18 protein-coding genes are annotated in these 18,323 nt (G+C 55.4%); 12 read left to right on the top strand and 6 right to left on the bottom strand.

Annotated elements, in window-relative coordinates; translation table 11 throughout:
- Positions 1-56: 56 nt before the first annotated feature.
- Positions 57-581: an IS66 family transposase zinc-finger binding domain-containing protein gene (locus J7447_RS30745; protein ID WP_152508032.1), complete on the top strand. Its 525-nt coding sequence runs from the start codon at positions 57-59 to the stop codon at positions 579-581.
- Here J7447_RS30745 and J7447_RS30740 read toward each other — a convergent pair.
- From J7447_RS30740 to repC, 3 genes are all read right to left on the bottom strand, one after another.
- Positions 571-1,089 carry a thermonuclease family protein gene (locus J7447_RS30740; RefSeq protein ID WP_077294832.1) on the bottom strand — a complete coding sequence of 173 codons (519 nt, stop codon included), beginning with the start codon at positions 1,087-1,089 and terminating at the stop codon, positions 571-573. The two genes, J7447_RS30745 and J7447_RS30740, sit on opposite strands and share 11 nt — an antisense overlap.
- A 159-nt stretch (positions 1,090-1,248) precedes the next feature.
- Positions 1,249-1,785, bottom strand: a complete 537-nt coding sequence (locus tag J7447_RS30735; RefSeq protein WP_077294835.1) for an Rrf2 family transcriptional regulator — start codon at positions 1,783-1,785, stop codon at positions 1,249-1,251.
- Between the two features lie 5 nt (positions 1,786-1,790).
- Positions 1,791-3,134 (bottom strand): plasmid replication protein RepC, encoded by a 1,344-nt coding sequence (gene repC / locus J7447_RS30730; RefSeq protein WP_152508030.1) that lies wholly within the window; start codon positions 3,132-3,134, stop codon positions 1,791-1,793.
- A gap of 648 nt (positions 3,135-3,782) precedes the next feature.
- On the opposite strand from repC, the gene trbB reads away from it, so the two are divergent.
- From trbB to trbI, 11 genes are all read left to right on the top strand, one after another.
- Positions 3,783-4,796, top strand: coding sequence for a P-type conjugative transfer ATPase TrbB (gene trbB / locus J7447_RS30725; RefSeq protein ID WP_152508029.1), 1,014 nt, complete (start codon positions 3,783-3,785; stop codon positions 4,794-4,796).
- Positions 4,786-5,145, top strand: coding sequence for a TrbC/VirB2 family protein (locus tag J7447_RS30720; protein ID WP_152508028.1), 360 nt, complete (start codon positions 4,786-4,788; stop codon positions 5,143-5,145). Before trbB ends, J7447_RS30720 begins: the two co-directional genes overlap by 11 nt.
- Positions 5,138-5,434 (top strand): conjugal transfer protein TrbD, encoded by a 297-nt coding sequence (locus tag J7447_RS30715; protein ID WP_077294672.1) that lies wholly within the window; start codon positions 5,138-5,140, stop codon positions 5,432-5,434. The genes J7447_RS30720 and J7447_RS30715 overlap by 8 nt, the downstream gene beginning before the upstream one ends.
- 2 nt (positions 5,435-5,436) lie before the next feature.
- Positions 5,437-7,884, top strand: coding sequence for a conjugal transfer protein TrbE (locus J7447_RS30710; protein WP_152508027.1), 2,448 nt, complete (start codon positions 5,437-5,439; stop codon positions 7,882-7,884).
- Entirely contained in the window at positions 7,862-8,656 is a 795-nt protein-coding gene (gene trbJ, locus J7447_RS30705; protein WP_152508026.1) for a P-type conjugative transfer protein TrbJ, read from the top strand. Before J7447_RS30710 ends, trbJ begins: the two co-directional genes overlap by 23 nt.
- Positions 8,657-8,660: 4 nt before the next feature.
- A complete protein-coding gene (locus J7447_RS30700; protein ID WP_152508025.1) occupies positions 8,661-8,903 on the top strand; it encodes a hypothetical protein in 243 nt (80 codons plus the stop codon).
- Between the two features lie 20 nt (positions 8,904-8,923).
- A complete protein-coding gene (gene trbL, locus J7447_RS30695; RefSeq protein WP_152508024.1) occupies positions 8,924-10,141 on the top strand; it encodes a P-type conjugative transfer protein TrbL in 1,218 nt (405 codons plus the stop codon).
- A gap of 15 nt (positions 10,142-10,156) precedes the next feature.
- Positions 10,157-10,819, top strand: coding sequence for a conjugal transfer protein TrbF (gene trbF, locus J7447_RS30690; protein WP_062492203.1), 663 nt, complete (start codon positions 10,157-10,159; stop codon positions 10,817-10,819).
- Between the two features lie 65 nt (positions 10,820-10,884).
- Complete coding sequence (gene trbG, locus J7447_RS30685; RefSeq protein WP_228866879.1) at positions 10,885-11,682, top strand: P-type conjugative transfer protein TrbG; 798 nt, start codon at positions 10,885-10,887, stop codon at positions 11,680-11,682.
- 2 nt (positions 11,683-11,684) lie between these two features.
- On the top strand, positions 11,685-12,149 hold the full coding sequence (locus tag J7447_RS30680; RefSeq protein ID WP_209171762.1) for a conjugal transfer protein TrbH: 465 nt from the start codon (positions 11,685-11,687) through the stop codon (positions 12,147-12,149).
- A gap of 12 nt (positions 12,150-12,161) precedes the next feature.
- Positions 12,162-13,505 (top strand): IncP-type conjugal transfer protein TrbI, encoded by a 1,344-nt coding sequence (trbI, locus tag J7447_RS30675; RefSeq protein ID WP_152508021.1) that lies wholly within the window; start codon positions 12,162-12,164, stop codon positions 13,503-13,505.
- 285 nt (positions 13,506-13,790) lie between these two features.
- Here the strand turns inward: trbI and J7447_RS30670 are convergent, their stop codons facing one another.
- The 3 genes from J7447_RS30670 to J7447_RS30660 all read right to left on the bottom strand — a co-directional run bounded on the left by J7447_RS30670 (position 13,791) and on the right by J7447_RS30660 (position 17,738).
- Positions 13,791-14,270 carry a hypothetical protein gene (locus J7447_RS30670; protein WP_152508020.1) on the bottom strand — a complete coding sequence of 160 codons (480 nt, stop codon included), beginning with the start codon at positions 14,268-14,270 and terminating at the stop codon, positions 13,791-13,793.
- Positions 14,271-14,457: 187 nt separating this feature from the next.
- Positions 14,458-16,242, bottom strand: coding sequence for a HAMP domain-containing methyl-accepting chemotaxis protein (locus tag J7447_RS30665; protein ID WP_152508019.1), 1,785 nt, complete (start codon positions 16,240-16,242; stop codon positions 14,458-14,460).
- An 878-nt stretch (positions 16,243-17,120) separates the two neighbouring features.
- Positions 17,121-17,738 (bottom strand): EamA family transporter, encoded by a 618-nt coding sequence (locus tag J7447_RS30660; RefSeq protein ID WP_286189712.1) that lies wholly within the window; start codon positions 17,736-17,738, stop codon positions 17,121-17,123.
- Positions 17,739-18,323 lie beyond the last annotated feature (585 nt).

Raw genomic sequence — 18,323 nt, 5'->3', positions numbered from 1 at the left:
GGCTGTCCTGCAAGAGAAGGATTCCCACGAGGAATACAGTGGGATAAACTTCTTGCATGCTCGATCAAACCCTGACCTTGCCGAAAGACCCCGAGGAGTTGCGCAGCTTCACCGCGCGGCTGCTGGCCGAGGTCAAGGCGCAGGCGGTACTGATCGAGAAGCTGCGCCATCAACTGGCTGGGCACCGGGCGCACCGGTTCGGGGCCTCGTCCGAGACGGCCGAGCAGCTTCAGCTCGCGCTCGAGACCAGCGAGATTGCCGCCGCGGCCATGACGGCGCGGATGAAGCTGCCGGACATCGAGGAGAGGGACAAGCCAAAGCGCCGCCCGATCCCGGACCACATCCCCCGGATGGAGGTCGAATTGACGCCGGGCGCAGATGCCTGTGCCGATTGCGGCGGGCGCTTGCGTCGGATCGGTGAGGATGTGACCGAGGAACTGGAATACGTCCCCGGTAGGTTTATCGTGAACCGCATCGTCCGGCCCCGGTTGACCTGCTCGTGCTGCGAACGCTTCGTGCAAGCCCCGCTCCCGTCGCGGCCCATCGAACGCGGCCGCCCCGGCTCCTTACTCATTGGGTAAATGACTTTCGATATGTGTGGCCGTCGAGTTTGAACGTGGACGACCAGATTCCGAGGGATTTTGAGCGGGCGATTTTTTCGAAAGACCCATATTCCGGGACAATCAGAGTACCTTCGGCCCTGGCGGCGATCGCCATACCTTCAGTCAACGCTTTTTTTGCGACATCGGACCCGTCCGGCAGGAAGCAGCGGCCAAGAACGGTTGCGTATCCGCCCGATCCTTCCTTGATGCAACGAATAGTGTAGCCGAGCGTGTTTTCCGTCAGCCAACCCGCGGCGACGGCTCCGCAAGGCCACGAAATTCCTTGATAGTGAGCGCGTTGGGTGAGGGCACACGCAGACACGCCAAAAAGTTTGACGGTGAGACCACTCTCCACGATCTGGAAACTGGATCCGTCGATAACGCTGACTTTTCCTTCGATGGAATCCGCCTGTGCACCGGCGGGCAGCAGCACGTTTAGGAGGAATATACCGAAGGCAATACACTTTTTGCGTGACATGAGTGCCATATGACAGCTCATTCTCTCGCAAACAAGTCTTCAGTAGATCAATTTGTGTGATGGTAGTGATTTGACTAGATGGTCAAGCAATTGAGTGCTTTAGAACGGATCTAGGCGCTATCCTACACGTAAGGTTGCGCAAGAACCCGTCGGCAAATATCGATAATACTATGACGCATCGGTAAGCGACCGATTTTCTTTGCGCCGCTTGCTGTACCGCTCAAGGTCACCGCTAACCAAACCGTTGCCGCTGATATATTTTTCTGCGGCTCTACGGGCGACTTTTACGTTCACGTCAGTTTGCAGGTCAGCCAAACAGAACTTGTCAAAAATGCGAATAAATTCGTGAAGCGCTTGCTGGTACATGGGCTGCACCGCGCAATGGCCTTTCATGTAACAATCGCAGCCTGCGGGATTGTCGCACTGCGCGAACTGCCAGCCACTTCGCTGCTCGCAAATCGAGATGACTTCCGAGACAAGAATGTCGCTGATCGGGCGAGAGAGGATGATGCCTCCGTACTTTCCGCTGCGGGTATCCAAGAGTCCGACCTTCGCCAAGCTCGACGTTGTTTCATTCACCGTCGATCGTTTGGTGTCGAGAACCTGACAGAGTTCGGGCGTCAAAACCCGGCGTTCTTTGTCCTCCTGAGCGTCGAGGTAGAGGAAGAGCCTGACGGCCAGGTCAGAATGGCTTGAAAGTCGCATCTACTTTAATTCCATGCGGCCGGCCCTTCCGGCCGATTGCCGTCCTTGGCCTTGTTCCAGTGGAAGAGCGATTTGGATAGGGCAAGCTGCCCGTTCTTCGCCTTCGTGATGATGCCGTTCAGATATGCGCCTGGAGACTGGATCAGTCCGGCTTCGTGTTTTTCGAAAATGAGGGCGACGGCGACCGCGGCCTGTTCTCGGCCGAGCGCAAGGGTTGCTGCGTTCCAAGTGGAATCCGCGATCAACAGGTGTCCTCTCATCACAGTTTCGACCGTGTTTATTATGTCCGCCCAGGTCGGAGTTTTGTCAGAAACCACCCATTCCTTAAATTGTGGGCAAAGCAAAAGCAAAGTTTTTGGATCCACGGGTCTTGCTGCAAGCTTTTCCGGTTGTTTTGGACCCGGGCGTCGCAAAGGCTCTTTCTCAGAGCCATTTTCATCGGCGGAGCCGATGTCAGAAGGGAACTGTTGTTCGGCGGGAGCCGAACGCCGTTTCGTGTACAATGAAGAATCTGTTTTCTGGACTGTACTCTGTATGAAGGTGCCGCTAGTGGGACCCATGGGTGCCATTTTTGATACCCTGGGGAACTTTTCTTCAGCGTTATCAACATCGCAGTCCCTATGGGAAAACTTCTCGCTCGCGGCGGCATAAGCGGTTTTGACGCGCTCCAACAGAGTTTCCAAGGCGTCGCACAGCTCGGCCAGCTCGTGGAGCGGAGTATTCGGCCGGCGCCGTTGAACGATCGCCTGAAGATTACGAGCGCATGTCTCCCAGGGACCAGCGATCTGATGGTCGGACGCGGTTTCGATGATGCTGGCAATCAGCCTGCGGGAAATCGTGAACTTGCGACTGTGCTCGCGGTGCTGAACGGCCCGTTGTTTGTCCCGCTCGAATAGATCCTCCAGTTCGGGCGTTTTCAGACCGAGAGGGGAGAGGTCGATACCGAAGGACGACGCCAGCACGATCTTGCCGTTCTGATCGCGCTTTCCGAAGCGCTGCCCTTTGGGACTGTCTTTGAAGCTGATCAGGCCCGCTTCGGCAAGCTTACGAAAATTGCGGCGGAGAGCGGACAGCTCGAAAGAACACTCGCAGACAAGGCGGGAATTATCGGGCCAGACGATTGGCCGGCTTGCCCCTGTCCAGTCCTGTTCCTGGCTGAAACTGAGGAGTTTGTTCATGAGTTCGATCGCCTGGGAATTGAGCCGCAGGAGATGGGTAACGCGGTTGAATGCGGTGACGGCGCGTCTTTTATCGACGGCAGTCTGAGTGCCCCATTCGTCGGCAAGCGACATGGCATCGTTTATGGCAGGCGTGATCTTTCGCAGCCCGGACGGCCTTGGCTTCGGCATAGGGAATATCCTTTTTTAGGCACGACTTTCCCGTGCGCCGAGGTGGCGTTTTGCGTTGACTGATTGTCCGGAGATCCCTATCCTCAGATCACATTTCAGAACTGATCTTCGAGTTGGCGCTCGAGGATTTTGAGGACAGAGCTTCCGTCGCTTCGGCTACGGGAGCTTTTTTCTTTTTAGGTTTGGCTCAATCTTCCTTTTGATACCATTTTTTTCGGTGTTGATTGATTCATCAAATTTCGCTCAAGCTAGTCTTGGAATCGCCTCCAATCAAGTTTGAAGAAGGTCTATCTAGCGTTTCTGCCGCTGCACAATTTTGAACGTGCCGCTCCACATTTTTGGACCTCCCGCTGCACACTTTTGAAACTCTCGCTGCACATTTTTAATTGTACTATCAGGGACTAGCGCGGATTTATCATCCTTGTAACCTCCATTTCGAGACACATGCAGAAGGATGGGCATCAATTCCTCATTGTAGGGTCTTTAAAAGGCTTGCAGCAGAGTCAAAAGCGATTACAACGCGACACGGAATTGTTGCAGCCAGGGCACGAACACGCGGAAAAGATTATAGATACCGTTTGATATCGCTTTATAGAGTGTTACTGAGCGGTTAAAACTCAGCCCGTTTAGACAAATCAAGGGGTGGTCATGGTGGCCGTTAAAGGTGGTGAAAGCCGCCGCAGGCTTATCGCCGGGCTGGAAGACACGCTGGGGTCTACGGTCCTGTCGGCGCTGTCGGACGAGGCCGTCGTTGAGATCATGCTCAACCCGGACGGACAGTTGTTCATCGAGCGTGTCGGCAAGGGCATGGAGCCCTCGGGCGAGATGACACCCCATGACGCCCAGATCATCATGGGCAAGGTCGCTCATGCGCTAGGTACCGAGATCACCTCTGACAAGCCGATCATTTCCGGTGAGCTGCCGATAGGCGGTCATCGTTTTGAGGGTCTTCTGCCACCGGTCGTTTCCAAGCCGTCCTTCACGATCCGCAAGAAGGCATCGCTGCTCATCCCGCTTTCCAAGTATGTCGAGGATGGCGTGATGACGGACGGCCAGACCGCCGTGATCCGCGATGCAGTTGCGGGCCGCAAGAACATTCTTGTCTCGGGCGGCACCGGCACGGGCAAAACGACCCTGACGAACGCGATCATTGGCGAAATGGTTTCCGTTGCACCGGATCACCGTCTCGTCATTCTGGAGGACACGGCGGAAATCCAGTGTGCCGCCAGGAACGCCGTGATCCTGCACACGTCCGACACCGTGGACATGCAGCGGCTCCTGAAATCGACGATGCGCTTGCGTCCCGACAGGATCATTGTCGGCGAAGTGCGTGACGGAGCGGCGCTGACGCTCCTTAAGGCATGGAACACGGGTCACCCGGGCGGCATCGCCACGGTTCACTCCGATAATGCCTATACCGCACTGACGCGGCTCGAACAGCTCATCGCGGAAGTGTCTCAGCAGCCCATGAGCCAAGTGATTGCGGAAGCTGTTGACCTGATTGTCTCAATCGAGCGCTCCCCGGAGAAGGGACGCATCGTTCGGGACATTGTGTCCGTCTCCGGCTTTCGGGACGGCACTTATGACGTCCGCTCAGCCGTTGCATCACAGTTCCTCAACAAGAATTCCAACGACAGACAAGGGACCCTTCATGTCGCGTAATTTTGTATTTCTTCTCTTTCTCGCCGGTGCAGGACTGTACCTAATTGAACCAGCCTTTGCCTCTGGTGGCGGTTCGCTTCCCTGGGAAGGTCCGCTTCAGCAGATCCAGGCCTCCATCAACGGTCCTGTCGCTGGCGCCGTTGGCCTGATCGCGGTCGCGATCGCCGGCGGCATGCTGATCTTCGGCGGCGAGCTCAACGACTTCGCCCGCCGCATGGCCTACGTGGTTCTGGTTCTCGGGATCCTTCTTGGCGCGTCCACGATCGTCGGCCTGTTCGGCTCTTCCGGCGCTTCCATCGGCATCGCTCCGGAAGGGAAAGCGGCAACCGTGGACCCGGCTCGTGACTGATGCGCCGGGCCTCAACAGAGCGCGGATCCACCGCGCTCTTTCACGCCCGACACTGTTGTTCGGGGCAGACCGGGAGCTGGTGCTCGTGACCGGTCTTGCCTCGGTCATTCTGATTTTCGTGATCCTGAAACCCTATGCCGCCGTGCTCGGCGTAGCGATCTGGATCGTGGTGGTTGGCGTGCTGCGGATGATGGCCAAGGCGGACCCGCGGATGCGCGCTGTCTATCTGCGACACGTCAGATACCGCGCTTACTACCGGCCGACATCCACGCCCTGGCGGAAATACTGAACATGGTAGCCCTCAAAAAATTCCGGCATGTCGCACCGTCCTTTTCCGACCTGCTCCCTTACGCGGCGCTGGTCGACAACGGCATTGTGCTCCTGAAGGACGGGGGCCTGATGGCCGGCTGGTATTTTGCCGGGCCGGACAGCGAAAGCTCTACTGCGTTTGAGCGGAACGAAGTCTCCAGGCAGATCAACTCGGTTCTGGCTCGCCTCGGCAACGGCTGGATGATCCAGATGGAAGCGGTTCGCATTCCCTCAACTGGATATCCGGCCAAGGAAAGCTCGCATTTTCCGGACCCGATCACTGCCTTGATCGATGACGAGCGCCGCCGACATTTCGAAGCCGGGGAGGGGCATTTCGAAAGCCAGCATGCCCTCATATTGACCTACCGACCGCCGGAGAAAAACAAGTCCAAGCTGGTGAAGTACATCTATTCGGACGAAGCCAGCCGGAACACGTCTTTTGCCTCCCGGACGCTTGAGTATTTCAAGACCACCATCCGCGAGTTCGAGCAGTACATGGCCAATGTCGTCTCGATCCGGCGCATGGAAACGCATGAAGTGCCAGAAAGAGAAGTGGGGAGGGAAGGGGAGAGGCGCGGCCGGTATGATGATCTGCTGCAGTTCGCCCGCTTCGCGCTGATCGGAGAAAACCATCCGATCAGGTTGCCGGACATTGCGATGTATCTCGACTATCTGGTGACGGCGGAATTCCATCACGGCCTCAACCCCATCATCGATGGTCGTTATGTCGGCGTGGTGGCGATCGACGGGTTTCCGGCTGAAAGCTGGCCGGGGATCCTCAACGCCCTCGATCTGATGCCGATCACCTATCGTTGGTCCAGCCGTTTCATCTTCCTGGATCCGATCGAGGCGCGAGCTGTTCTGGAAAAGACGCGCAAGAAGTGGCTTCAGAAGGTGCGGCCGCTGATGGACCAGCTCTTCAAGACAAACTCCGGATCGCTCGACCAGGATGCCATGATGATGGTCGGGGAAACCGAAGACGCGATTGCCGAGGCAAGCTCGCAGCTCGTCGCCTTCGGCCATTACACGCCTGTCATCGTGCTCTTCGACACGAACCAGGCGCGGCTTCAGGAGAAATGCGAGGCGGTGCGCCGGCTTATCCAGAACGAAGGGTTTGGCAGTCGCATCGAAACCCTGAATACGACCGAAGCGTTCCTGGGAAGCCTGCCGGGCGTTTCCTATGCCAACGTTCGCGAACCTCTGGTGAGCACGCGCAATCTCGCGGACCTGGCTCCGCTGAATTCGGTCTGGGCCGGATCGCCGGAAGCGCCGTGCCCGTTTTATCCGATTGGATGCCCGCCGCTCATGCAGGTAGCGTCCGGCTCATCGCCCTTCCGCTTCAATCTTCATGTCGGGGATTTGGGGCATACGCTGATCTTCGGACCGACAGGTTCAGGTAAATCGACGCTTCTCGCGCTGATCGTAGCTCAATTCTTTCGCTATCTGAATGCGCAGGTGTTCGTCTTCGACAAGGGCAAGTCGATGTATCCGCTCACGCTTGCCGTTGGCGCGGATCACTATGACGTCGGCAAGTCGGAGACGCTGGCCTTTGCACCGCTCTCATCCCTTGAGGACGATACCGACAAGGCGTTTGCTGCCGAGTGGCTGGAAACCCTGATCGAAATGCAGGGCGTGAAGGTTTTGCCGGAGCACCGCAACGCCATCACCACGCAGATCGACTTGATGTCGAAGTCTCAGCGCCGGTCGTTGACCGACTTCGTGTCGGGCGTCCAGAACCGGGAAATCAAGGACGCGCTGCAATATTACACTGTGGACGGCCCGATGGGCGCGCTCCTCGATGCCGAAGCGGACGGCCTGTCCCTCTCCAGGTTCCAGACCTTCGAGATCGAAGAGCTGATGAACATGGGCGACCGGAACCTGATCCCGGTCCTGCTTTATCTCTTCCGCCGGATCGAAAAACGCCTGACTGGGAACCCAAGTCTGCTCATCCTGGACGAGGCCTGGCTGATGCTTGGCCATCCGGTCTTCCGCGACAAGATCCGGGAATGGCTGAAGGTTCTGCGCAAGGCCAATTGCGCGGTGGTCCTGGCAACGCAATCGATCTCGGATGCCGATCGTTCCGGCATCATCGACGTTCTGAAGGAAAGCTGCCCGACCAAAGTTTGCCTGCCCAACGGCGAAGCCCGGGTGTCCGGAACGCGCGAATTCTACGAAAAGCTCGGCTTCAACGAACAGCAGATCGAAATCATCGCCTCGGCGATCCCGAAGCGAGAATACTACGTCACGTCCCCAGACGGTCGCCGGCTGTTCAACATGGCGCTCGGCCCGATCACACTGTCCTTCGTCGGCGCATCAGCTAAGGACGATCTCAAGCGGATCGATGAACTTCACCTCCACTACGGCGAAAAATGGCCCGCCGAATGGCTCAAGCAAAGAGGAATCGACAATGCCGAACAGCTTCTTGTCTAAATCGCTCGCCAGCGTTCTTTGTGTGATCGGCCTTGCAGGACCGGCCCATGCCGGCGGCGGCGGTATCACCGGCGCGACCGAGTTCACGCAGATCCTCAACAACAGCGAGCTCATTGCACTCGGCGGTCAGAACGCCGAGCAGATCGCCAATCAGGTGCAGCAAATCGGCAACCAGATCCAGATGATCGAAAACCAGATCTCGATCTACGAAAACATGCTGCAGAACACGTTGTCGCTGCCGATGCAGGTATGGGGCGAGGTTGAGCAAAACCTCGGTCAACTGCAGAGCCTGGTTCAAAAGGGTCAGGCCATGGCGTTCTCAATGGGCAATCTGGACGACACGCTGAAACAGCGGTTCCAGAGCTACGCGGAGTTCGCGAAGAACGGCCTGCCGGATGGGCAGTCGTTCTCGACCATGTATCAAGGCTGGTCGGATACGAACCGGGACACGATCTCCTCGACGCTGAAGGCGGCCGGATACACCTCCGATCAATTCGCGACCGAAGAGGACACCATGCGCCAGCTACGGCAGCATTCTCAGTCGGCCGAGGGACAAAAGCAGGCCCTGCAGGTTGGCCACGAGATTGCCGCTCAGCAAGTTGAACAGATGCAGAAGCTTCGCGGTCTTGTCTCACAGCAGATGACCATGATGGGGACCTGGTACCAGTCTGAACAGACGGCACGCGATCACACCAAAGCAGCCTCAGATCAGTTCTTCAAAAACCCGAACGTCTCTTCTGGGAACGGGCAAGACTTCAAACCTCAGTGGTAAACATATGACATTCAAACTTCCTATCGTTGTGTTGATCGCGCTTCTCGCGGCTGTTGCCGGTGCGGGCGCAACATACGTGATCGTACCGAAAACCGATCCCGAAGTTACCGAACTGCTGAGACGCCAAGTTGAGTTGGCGGAGGAAGCAAAAGCAAAGCGTGAAGCTTCCCAGAAGGCCGCCAAAGAATTCTTCAAGGCGCCCGATATTGAACCGGGCAGCGGGCAGGATTTCAAACCTCAGTGGTAAGTAAGTAGGGGGCTGTGACTATGGCCAGGGGAAAGTTCGGACCACTTTTGGGAACACTCGTTTTGGGAATGGTGTTCGCAAGCATATTCGCCTCGACTGGATTTGCCCAGAGCGGCGGGGCGCTGGATACTGTTCAAAACAGTTTGGCAAACGCCGCAAAGAGCTGGGAGTCCACGCTCATTAGCGGCGCAACATCTCTCTTCTGGCTGCTTGCCACGATCGAGATCGGCTTGGCGGCTGTCTGGCTAGGCGTGAACGCAGCCTCTCTGGAGGTCTGGGCGACAGAATTGGTCAAACGGATCATTTTTATCGGCTTTTTCGCATTCGTGCTGACCCAAGGCCCACAGCTAGCAAAGGACATCGTTGATAGCCTTTGGGGGATCGGAAGCGGAAGTGTCTCGGGTAAACTCTCCCCTGCCGACCTCTTCGATACAGGTTTGCAGGTCAACGGCATCCTGAATGAGCAAATTCAAAATCTGGATTGGACTGCCATTGCTCAAGCATTGATGCTTGCCGGCTCCGGCCTCATCGTTCTCCTTTGCATGGCGTTGTTTGCGGCAGTTTTGCTCTCTGTCATCGTAGAAATGTACATCGGGCTTATCGCCGGCATGATCATGCTCGGTTTGGGCGGCTCGTCCTACACTAAAGACTTTGCCGTTCGCTATCTGATCTACGCGTTCAGCATCGGCATGAAATTGATGGCCCTCAGCATCATCGCCAAGACCGGTTCAAGTCTTTTGACGAACCTGGCGGCGGATCCGACCATGACGACAACCGCATCTGGTCCCGGCATGCTGGCAGCTATTGCGTTGGCGATGTTCGCGCTTTCAATCTTCGTTCCGAACATCGTCCAGGGCGTGGTTCAAGGAGTGTCTGCCGGCAGCGGTATGGAAGTCATTAGATCCGGACAAGGGACATCCTACTACGCTGGCGCGGCATTCCGGCAAACTGCCAGCGTGGCGGGGGGAATTGCCGGAGCCGGGATCGGCGCGGCCGGATTGGCGTCGAGTTCTTATCAAGCTGGGAGAGCAGCGTCCGATGCCGGGCACTCGCCAGCCCGCAGTGTTGCGGCTGCATTTGGCACAGGCGGAAAAGCCCTAGCCTCCGCAGCCGCGGACAAGTTGACCGGAGCGCCGAGCGCTCACGGGTCTTCAACGCTAGGTCTCGCCAATCACAAGCTGAAGCAATCCCTTCCAAACAAACCAACTGGCGGCGGGTCTTCGCCCAAATCCTCCTGAGCAATAGGCACCTAGATGGCAAAACATACTCCAATCGATAATCCCTATCTTGCCGCTCGGATGGAATGGAACGAGCGCTACGGATCATACGTACGCACCGCTCGCGTTTGGCAGGGTATCGGCCTGCTCGCTATGGCGATGGCGATCATCGGCTTTGGGTTCGCGCTCTACCAGAGCACGCAAGTCAAGCTCGTTCCTTATATCGTAGAGGTGGACAAGCTCGGCACACCCGCGATCGGTGGCTTCCCTGCTCAGATTGAATACGCCGATGAGCGCGTTGTCCGTTCCATGCTCGGAGCCTGGATCACTAATTTCCGCTCTGTTACGCCGGACACGGTTGTCGCCAAAGGATACATCGACCGAGTTTACGCGATGCTGCGGCAGACGGACGTTGCCACCCAAAAGGTCAACAACTTCTACCGGACGAACTCTCCGTTCGATCGGGCGCAATCCCGCACCGTGTCAGTCGAGGTGACGAGCATCGTGCCCCTCTCCAATCAATCCTATCAGATCGACTGGACCGAGATCGAACGGGACAGGAAGGGCAAAGAGCTTCAGACGAAGCGCTGGCGCGGAGTTGCGGCCGTGACTCTATCGCCACCACAGGATGAAGCTATCATCAGGCTAAATCCAATCGGTCTTTATCTCAAGGACTTCGATTGGACCGCGCAATTGTAAGCAAATCACACGCTCAGAGAGTGAAAGTTATGTTCCAGAAAATCAGACTGCACGCGGGCGTGTGCATGTTCGTGGCTGCGGCCGCTGGCACCGTCCTACCTGTTCAAGCTTTGGCTGCCGACTACACGGCAAAGGAGCTGCGCGCCCTCGGGCTTTCAAGCGACTGGCGCAACGGCCGCGGCGTCATTACCAAAGGTCCGGACGGCAAGGTGATCTATCTCTACGGCCAGGTCCAGCCAACAGTGGTTTGCGCTCCCCTGCAGGTCTGCGACGTGGAGCTGCAGCCTGGGGAAGCCGTTCGCAACGTCATGGTCGGGGATACGGTTCGCTGGAAGGTGGATCCGGCAACATCGGGGGGACCGGGGGGAAATTCAGTTCACTTGATCATCAAGCCGACTGAACCCGGGCTTGTCACATCCATGGTGGTGACGACATCGAGGCGCACCTATCAGATCAAACTTCAAAGCGACAGTCACCGTTACATGGCCCGGGTGGGCTTCGATTACCCTGAAGACATACAGGCCAAATTCGAAGCGGCCAATCGCCAGCTTGAAGCAAGCATCATCCCCGGCGCCGGCGTCCCTGCCGAAAACCTGGACTTCAAATACCACGTTCACGGGCAAGCCCGCTGGCGGCCGACACGTGTCTATTCGGACGGCACCAAAACTTACATCCAGTTTCCCTCAGGAATGGCGTCCGGGGATGCACCGGTTCTTTACATCACCTCCGGGGGACAGAACCAGATCGTCAACTATCGCCTGAAGGGCACCCTCATGATCGTGGACTACACGATCGACCAGGCGGTGCTCGTGTCCGGTGTTGGTTACAGCCAGCAAAAAGTTCGCATCAATAGGGGAGGCTGATCATGTTGCACACTCGCCGCTCAATTCTGAAAGCCATCGGCATTTCGGCGCTGGTCACTCCCATGGCCGGCTGCATGACGCAAAGTGGCTGGTTCAACCCGACTACAAGCGTTGACGCTGCCAATCTGTCGCCTTCCGCTGCAAGCATCGTCGCCGGCGACATGGTTGCAAAACTCTCTGAACATGTCGGAGCTGGAACGGGAACCATATTCCTCAAGGCTGACAATTCCCAGTTCGGCCTTGCCCTCGAAAGCTCTCTGCGCGGATGGGGTTACGCGGTCGCCGAGGCCGACCAACAGCCATCGGGCGACACGATCATTCCCCTTGCTTACACGGTCGATTCCGATGCCGGGCAGATCTTCGTTCGCCTCACCACGCCAACCATCGAGCTGGCGAGGACTTATCAGGCAACGGCAACCGGCGCGTCTCCGACAAGTCCGGTTTCCGTTTTGACCAGAACAGTCTAGAGGCGTGCACTCATGAGCAATTCGGATTCCAATGTGCATCTGGCGGGCGACGACATTCGCGCCGACGATGAGGCTCCCAAGATTCGTCGCTTAAACCGGCTGCCGATATTTCTATTCATCGGACTCGTTGTCGTTTTCGGCGTCGTGATCATCTATGGCCTTGCGACCCGTGGCATCACGTCCGGCGGCAGCGTTGTTGAGGATGGAGGTGGATCGCCGGCGAGCGGTTTTGCGGATCAGCTCAAGGCCGGCATCAGCAACGGCGTGATCGATCCCCCAGGGCAACCAATAACGCCGGTTCGGCCGGAACCAGTTGAAGTTGCCAAACCGGAAATCGTGCAAGCGCAGAAGCCGTATAGCAATCCGTTTCAGCAGCGACCCGCCTCACCGGACGCTGTAATCGAACCGCAGGAAACGGAGATAGATTGGCGCGAAAGGATGAAGCGCCGCAACGAAGAGCAGGAAATGCAGGAGTTGCAGCGGCAACGGATGAAGCGGCTGCAATCAATTGACGCGGCTTATGACAGTCCAATCGTCGTGAATATCGATGACCTGGAGGGGCAGGGGCAAGGATCGCAGACCATCCAGGGCAATCAGACAGGAAACGGGGCCTTTACGCGCAGCCCGTCTTCTCCGGATCTTCTGTCCGCTGCCCTGCAGGCGGCGCAAGGCGGGTCTGCCAATGCGGATCCAAACGGACAATTCGGCAAACAGGACTTCTTCAATCAGGACATCTCGGAAGCCGGATATCTGGCGAACCGCGTTGTTCCGCAGCAGTCACCCTATGAATTGAAGCGTGGCTCGGTGATCCCGGCAACGCTCATCACAGGCATCAATTCGGACCTTCCCGGCCGTATCACCGGCCAGGTCAGACAGAACGTCTATGATAGCGCAACCGGCCATCTGCTTTTGATCCCTCAAGGAACCAAACTGTTCGGCCGGTATGATTCCGATGTGTCGTTCGGTCAGAAGCGCGTGCTCGTCGTCTGGACAGATATCATCTTCCCAAATGGAGCTACCTTGCAGATCGGCTCCATGGGGGGCGTTGACGGCGAAGGTTATGGCGGTTTCAAGGACAAGGTGAACAACCATTACCTGCGCACCTTTGGGTCCGCAGCGCTTCTCGCAATTATCGGAACTGGAATTGATATGGCTGTTCCGGAGAGCTCTACGCTTTCCACCCAGGACACGGCCTCAGATGCCGCCCGCCGCAACTTCGCGGAAGTGTTCGGCCGGGTGGTGGAGCGGACTATCAACAAGAACCTCGATGTCCAGCCGACACTTCAGATCCGGCCGGGATACAATTTCAATATTCTGGTCGATCAGGACATCATCTTTCCGGGATCGTATGGCTGACTATGCTGAAACACAGGAAGGCGATTGAATTAGGAAAGAGATGTTCCGATGGCTGAGGGCATGTTGGGTCGCACTCCACTCAACCGAAGGACTCCGCGCTAAGCCGGAAGAAACTCGGGTCTCAGGTCAGACGCCAAGCGGACGCCAAAAAATGGCACGCTTGCACTGGGTGCAACTATTAATGCAATTTTGATTACACAGCCTGCTCTTTGCCCACACGGCCTAGCCAAGAAAACGTTAAGGAAAAGCAGCCCCTCGACTTTGCCGAAAAGATTAAGCGCCACGCTAACAATCTAAAACATAGGATTCTGTAGTAATTTCCGTACAGACACTCACCATTCGGTCAATTACAAGGTCGATTTTATATTGAGAATTTGGCTTTTTCTCGATGGCAATGGCTCTGTTTGCTTTGGCTATGCATAGTATATCATCGTCAAGATTATTTGACATAAGAAAAACGAACATTTTTTCGGTTAAAGCGATGCTACTTAAGCGTTCAAGAGCATCTAAATCCTCTTGTCGTGTCGTGCTTATGTCAAAAAGAATTATGTCTATCTGATCTGGAGTTCCCAGCAAGGACGAAACGATTTGCAGACCGGCTTTCCCATGCGAGGCTACACGCGTTCTGAATTCGAACCTGTGACGTTCGGAATAGCGAGGTATCTCGTTGCAAAGGAGTTTGAGGTCCTCGTTGTTACCGTCAATAATCATGATGTTGAGTTTTTTCCTGCCCATTTCTACCTGCCTAAACAATCTGGAATTCATGCCGGCTTCAATTGAGTAGAATTTTTTTGTGTTTCTTAATTAAAGAAATGACATTTATTTGTCCAAACTCCAGATAAACATTTGGGGTCTAATTGTTCATTATGCTGAAACTGGTTTCGCCAATGATTATATTCAGAATTCTATTTCTTGGCCCGGAGTCGTTTTAGCTTACATGCGCCTCGTCGATTTAGGCCGACTGAATCTCTGCGAGAAAGCCGTCTACCTCTATCTTAAGTCGGGACGATTGATTTGAAAGTTCCCCTGCTGCCATTGTCACCTGGCTCGCTGCGGCCCCGGTTTCCTGTGATGCTTGAGTGACCCCGGCAATGTTTTCAGATACGGCCTGCGTTCCTGCTGCCGCTTCCGTGACGTTTTGGGCGATTTCCCGTGTTGCCATGTCCTGCTGATCCATCGCAGCAGCAATTTCAATCGACGTTTCGTTGATCTGCGAAATGATACGGCCGATATCAGTGACGGAAGCCACAGAAGTGTTAGTCTGGTCCTGAATTTCTTTAATGAGGCCGGCAATATTTTCGGTCGCCTTCGCTGTTTGACCGGCCAGGACCTTCACCTCGCTTGCGACCACTGCGAACCCTTTGCCAGCTTCGCCTGCCCGGGCAGATTCGATTGTCGCGTTCAGTGCCAAGAGGTTCGTCTGCTCCGCAATGTCCGAGATCATTGAGATCACTTCGCCGATCTTTTCAGCGGTCTCGGCAAGCTGACCGATTTGCCCCTCGGTCTTTGACACTTCGTCTACGGCTTGTTTGGAAATGTCAGTTGCTTGAGAAATACGAGAGTTGATTTCTCCGATTGAGCTAGAAAGTTCCTCGGTTGCAGAGGAAACCGTCGCCACGTTCGTCGTGGCCTCCTCGGTGGCGGCTGCCACGGATGTTGCCTGGCTGCTGGTTTCTTCTGCGATGCTGGACATCGACTGGGCCGTGGTTTGCAGTTCGGTTGACGCTGAGGACACCGTTTCCACGATGGTGCCAATATTTGCGGCAAATCGGCTGGAGGCGTCGGTCATCCTTTTCTGACGGTCTTGCTCAATCTGGCTTTGGCGCCGTTGCTCTTCTTCCAGTTCCTTTGAGCGGATCATCGTTTCCCGGAACGTTTGATAGGCTGTCGCCACGGCTCCAATTTCATCCTTGGCATGGACTTTGACGTCCATTGTGAAGTCACCCGCCGTCAAGGCGTTTATGCCTAGGACAACTTCATTCAGCGGTCGCGTGATGGCTTTTCGAATAACGAAGGAGGCGATGCCGAGCGCGGCCACGAAGACAAAAACCGCTATAGCTAGAATGGCTTTTAACGCTGTTTTTTCAGCTTCAAGCGCCTCGCGCGCCGCGTCCAAGGTGAACGATTGCAGTTCCTGCACCAGGGCTTCAAGCTCATGGTTCAAGTTGTTTTCTTCTTTTTCAATCCCTGGCAGCAGCGCAAGCGCAAGGTCTATCTCTCCAGCCTCGACCAGTTCGAAGGCTTCAAGAGCATGCTTGTCATATGCCTTGTGCTCAGCGCCTATTTGATCGAATGCCTCATAAACCATTTGAAATTCGGACTTCAGCTTTTCGGAGTGCGAGGCTTGTTCAGCGGTCATCGCCAGGTCCTGAGCTTCCAGAATTTCGCGATCAACCATCTCGGCGTATTTCAGAAAAGTCATGCGTGCCTTGTCAAAATCTGCGCGGGCTTTTGCGTGCTCCTTCATCATCACTCCGGCCCGAAAGGCTCGCTCCAGATTGATGGATTGGTCCAACTGGTGGGTAGTGATTTGAGTTACCGCACTGGTAAGCGGGATGTCTTTGTTGGCAACATTGTTGATGAGCAAGCCGATCTGGTTCAGCTGCCAAAGACCGATTGCCGCCACAAGGACTAATCCGACTAGACATATGCCCACCACAGATAAGATCTTGGTTCCAATGCCGAAAGACCTGCTGGATGCCTGGTTTCCGCTTGGTTGATTTGCCGTAATGCTCATTGTGTCCTCTCACCGAATGAAAAGTAATTCGACTAGACCGGTTTCACTTGACGTTGAAGGCCGTTTATTTGCAGCCGCCTTCAATATTTTGCTCGGTTACTAAATATCAATCTCTGAGATGCTCCAAGGGAAAGCTGAAAAGGAGCGTATTGACCCCAAGCCTCCCTGATCTCAAAAAATGCCCATAAACAATCAAATACACCAAGTGAAATTAATGAAAAATTACTTTAGGTGAATTTTGTCAGTAAAAATCAAATAAGCCGCCGTTATCACAAAAAAAGCGTGGCAGTTTTATCGTATTTAATCTTTGGATTTCAATATAAAGTTGATTGCAACCAATAATTGTGTGATTTGGTAGAGTTTTTGCACGACTTTTCTCTAGTCGCCAATGCTCTTTCGATAGGAATTGCGTAAAATGTCAACTTTTTAACATTTTTCGACAATATGCATACTTTCTTTGTTATTGCTTTCTTAACATTTAGTCTGAAGGCGGAATTACAGTTCAAATTGCCATCAACGCCTTGCCGGAGATGGGAAAAGTCACCGGCGCTTTGGATCCAACCAATCCAAGCCCACGAAACCCTGATCGTGATGCACGGCCATTGGAAGCTTGCCCGGGCAAACGGCGAGAAAGTGCCAGCGTTGGGTGATACCTGTGCGTGCCGTCAGGCCCCGATTCCCGCTGTCGCTATGGAGCGGTGATAGGCGGAGGTTTTCGTCGCTTGCCTGACAAGGCGTTCCCAGCGATGGCCACGAGGAGAACCAGGCCGCCGATCAGAGTGTTGACGCTCGCCGTTTCGCCCAGAAAGAGCCAAACCCAAAGAGGACCGAGCAGGACTTCAGCCAGAGACAACAAGGCAAGCTCTGCTGCCGGGAGGCTACGTGAGCCCAGCGTGTAGAGGATCAGACCGGCACCGACTTGCCCCCCCCATTCCCATGGAAATGAAGCCGTCATTCGGGCTCAAAACGACGGAGAGCCCGAGGCCAAAGCAGATCGCCAGGGTGATGGCGAACGCGAAGAGGCCCGAAAGGAAGACCGCCGGCAGCATCTCACCTGTTCGGCCCCATCGTAACGCCACGGTGAAGGCAGCGAAACCGAACGCCGATCCAAGGGCCGCCAGACTGCCCTTAAGGGCGACGCTGCCGGATTTGTCGGCAACCATGATCGCGATCCCTCCAATGGCAACAACAATCGCAATCCAGGTTGCAAAGCGCACACGTTCACGCAGAACGATCCATCCCAGAACAGCTGCCATAAACGGTGCTGTCGCAAAAAGCAGCATGGCATTCGCGACTGACGTGTTCTGAATTGAGTAGATCCCACCGCTATAGGCCGCAACCAGTGAAAGCCCTGCGACAACAACGGGGGAACCAATTCGGCGGATTTGAACAAAGGGGCTTTCGCCCGACCGCATTCGAATAAGAATGTAAAGAAACAGCGACATGCTGATCGACCTATACAGCAGAATCTGCCACACAACGGCATCGTCGATCATGCGAATACCAATGCCGACTGTCGACCACAGAACCCCGGCCGCAAAGACGAAAAGCACACCGTGCTTGTGGGCATCCGCACTATGAGCGCGCGTCGATATGGATGTCATTTTGGGCCATTCAAATAGGTCTTGCCCCCGCAAGTTAGCATGCCGGCCGGAGTTCTGATCTCTCTTATGCGACATTGACGCCGGATGTTGCCTGCGGTGGCCCGAGCAGAGGTTGCTGCAAGATAACGAACGGCAGATATGAGAAAGCTGCCCTGTAGCATTCAAGCAATGCATGGAAGACAGGTTTGGGCCGAAAGCGTCGAAGAGCGAACAGCGGCTTGTGTAGTTAGGTTTTTTGGGGGGCCTGGCCGTTCACGGCCCTGTCGTCCCGTTTGGCGAGCCAATCCAGCAGTAGGAAATTGACCAAATAGTCAAAAATATTCCATAATTACTATTATCGGTGCAGCCCCTATAGCAGGGTGCGCGCTATTCCCAAGTGCGACTTCTGTTTGAAACCAATAGGTTATCAAACAGGAGGATTGTGTCATGGGATCAAAATACAGCCACCTGACGCTGGAGGAGCGCCGCAAGATTGAA

Source organism: Labrenzia sp. R5_0 (assembly GCF_017743835.1).
Taxonomy (GTDB): Bacteria; Pseudomonadota; Alphaproteobacteria; order Rhizobiales; family Stappiaceae; genus Roseibium; species Roseibium algicola.
Note: the sequence above shows the minus strand (reverse complement) of the source record. Positions and strands in the feature narration are given on the sequence as shown.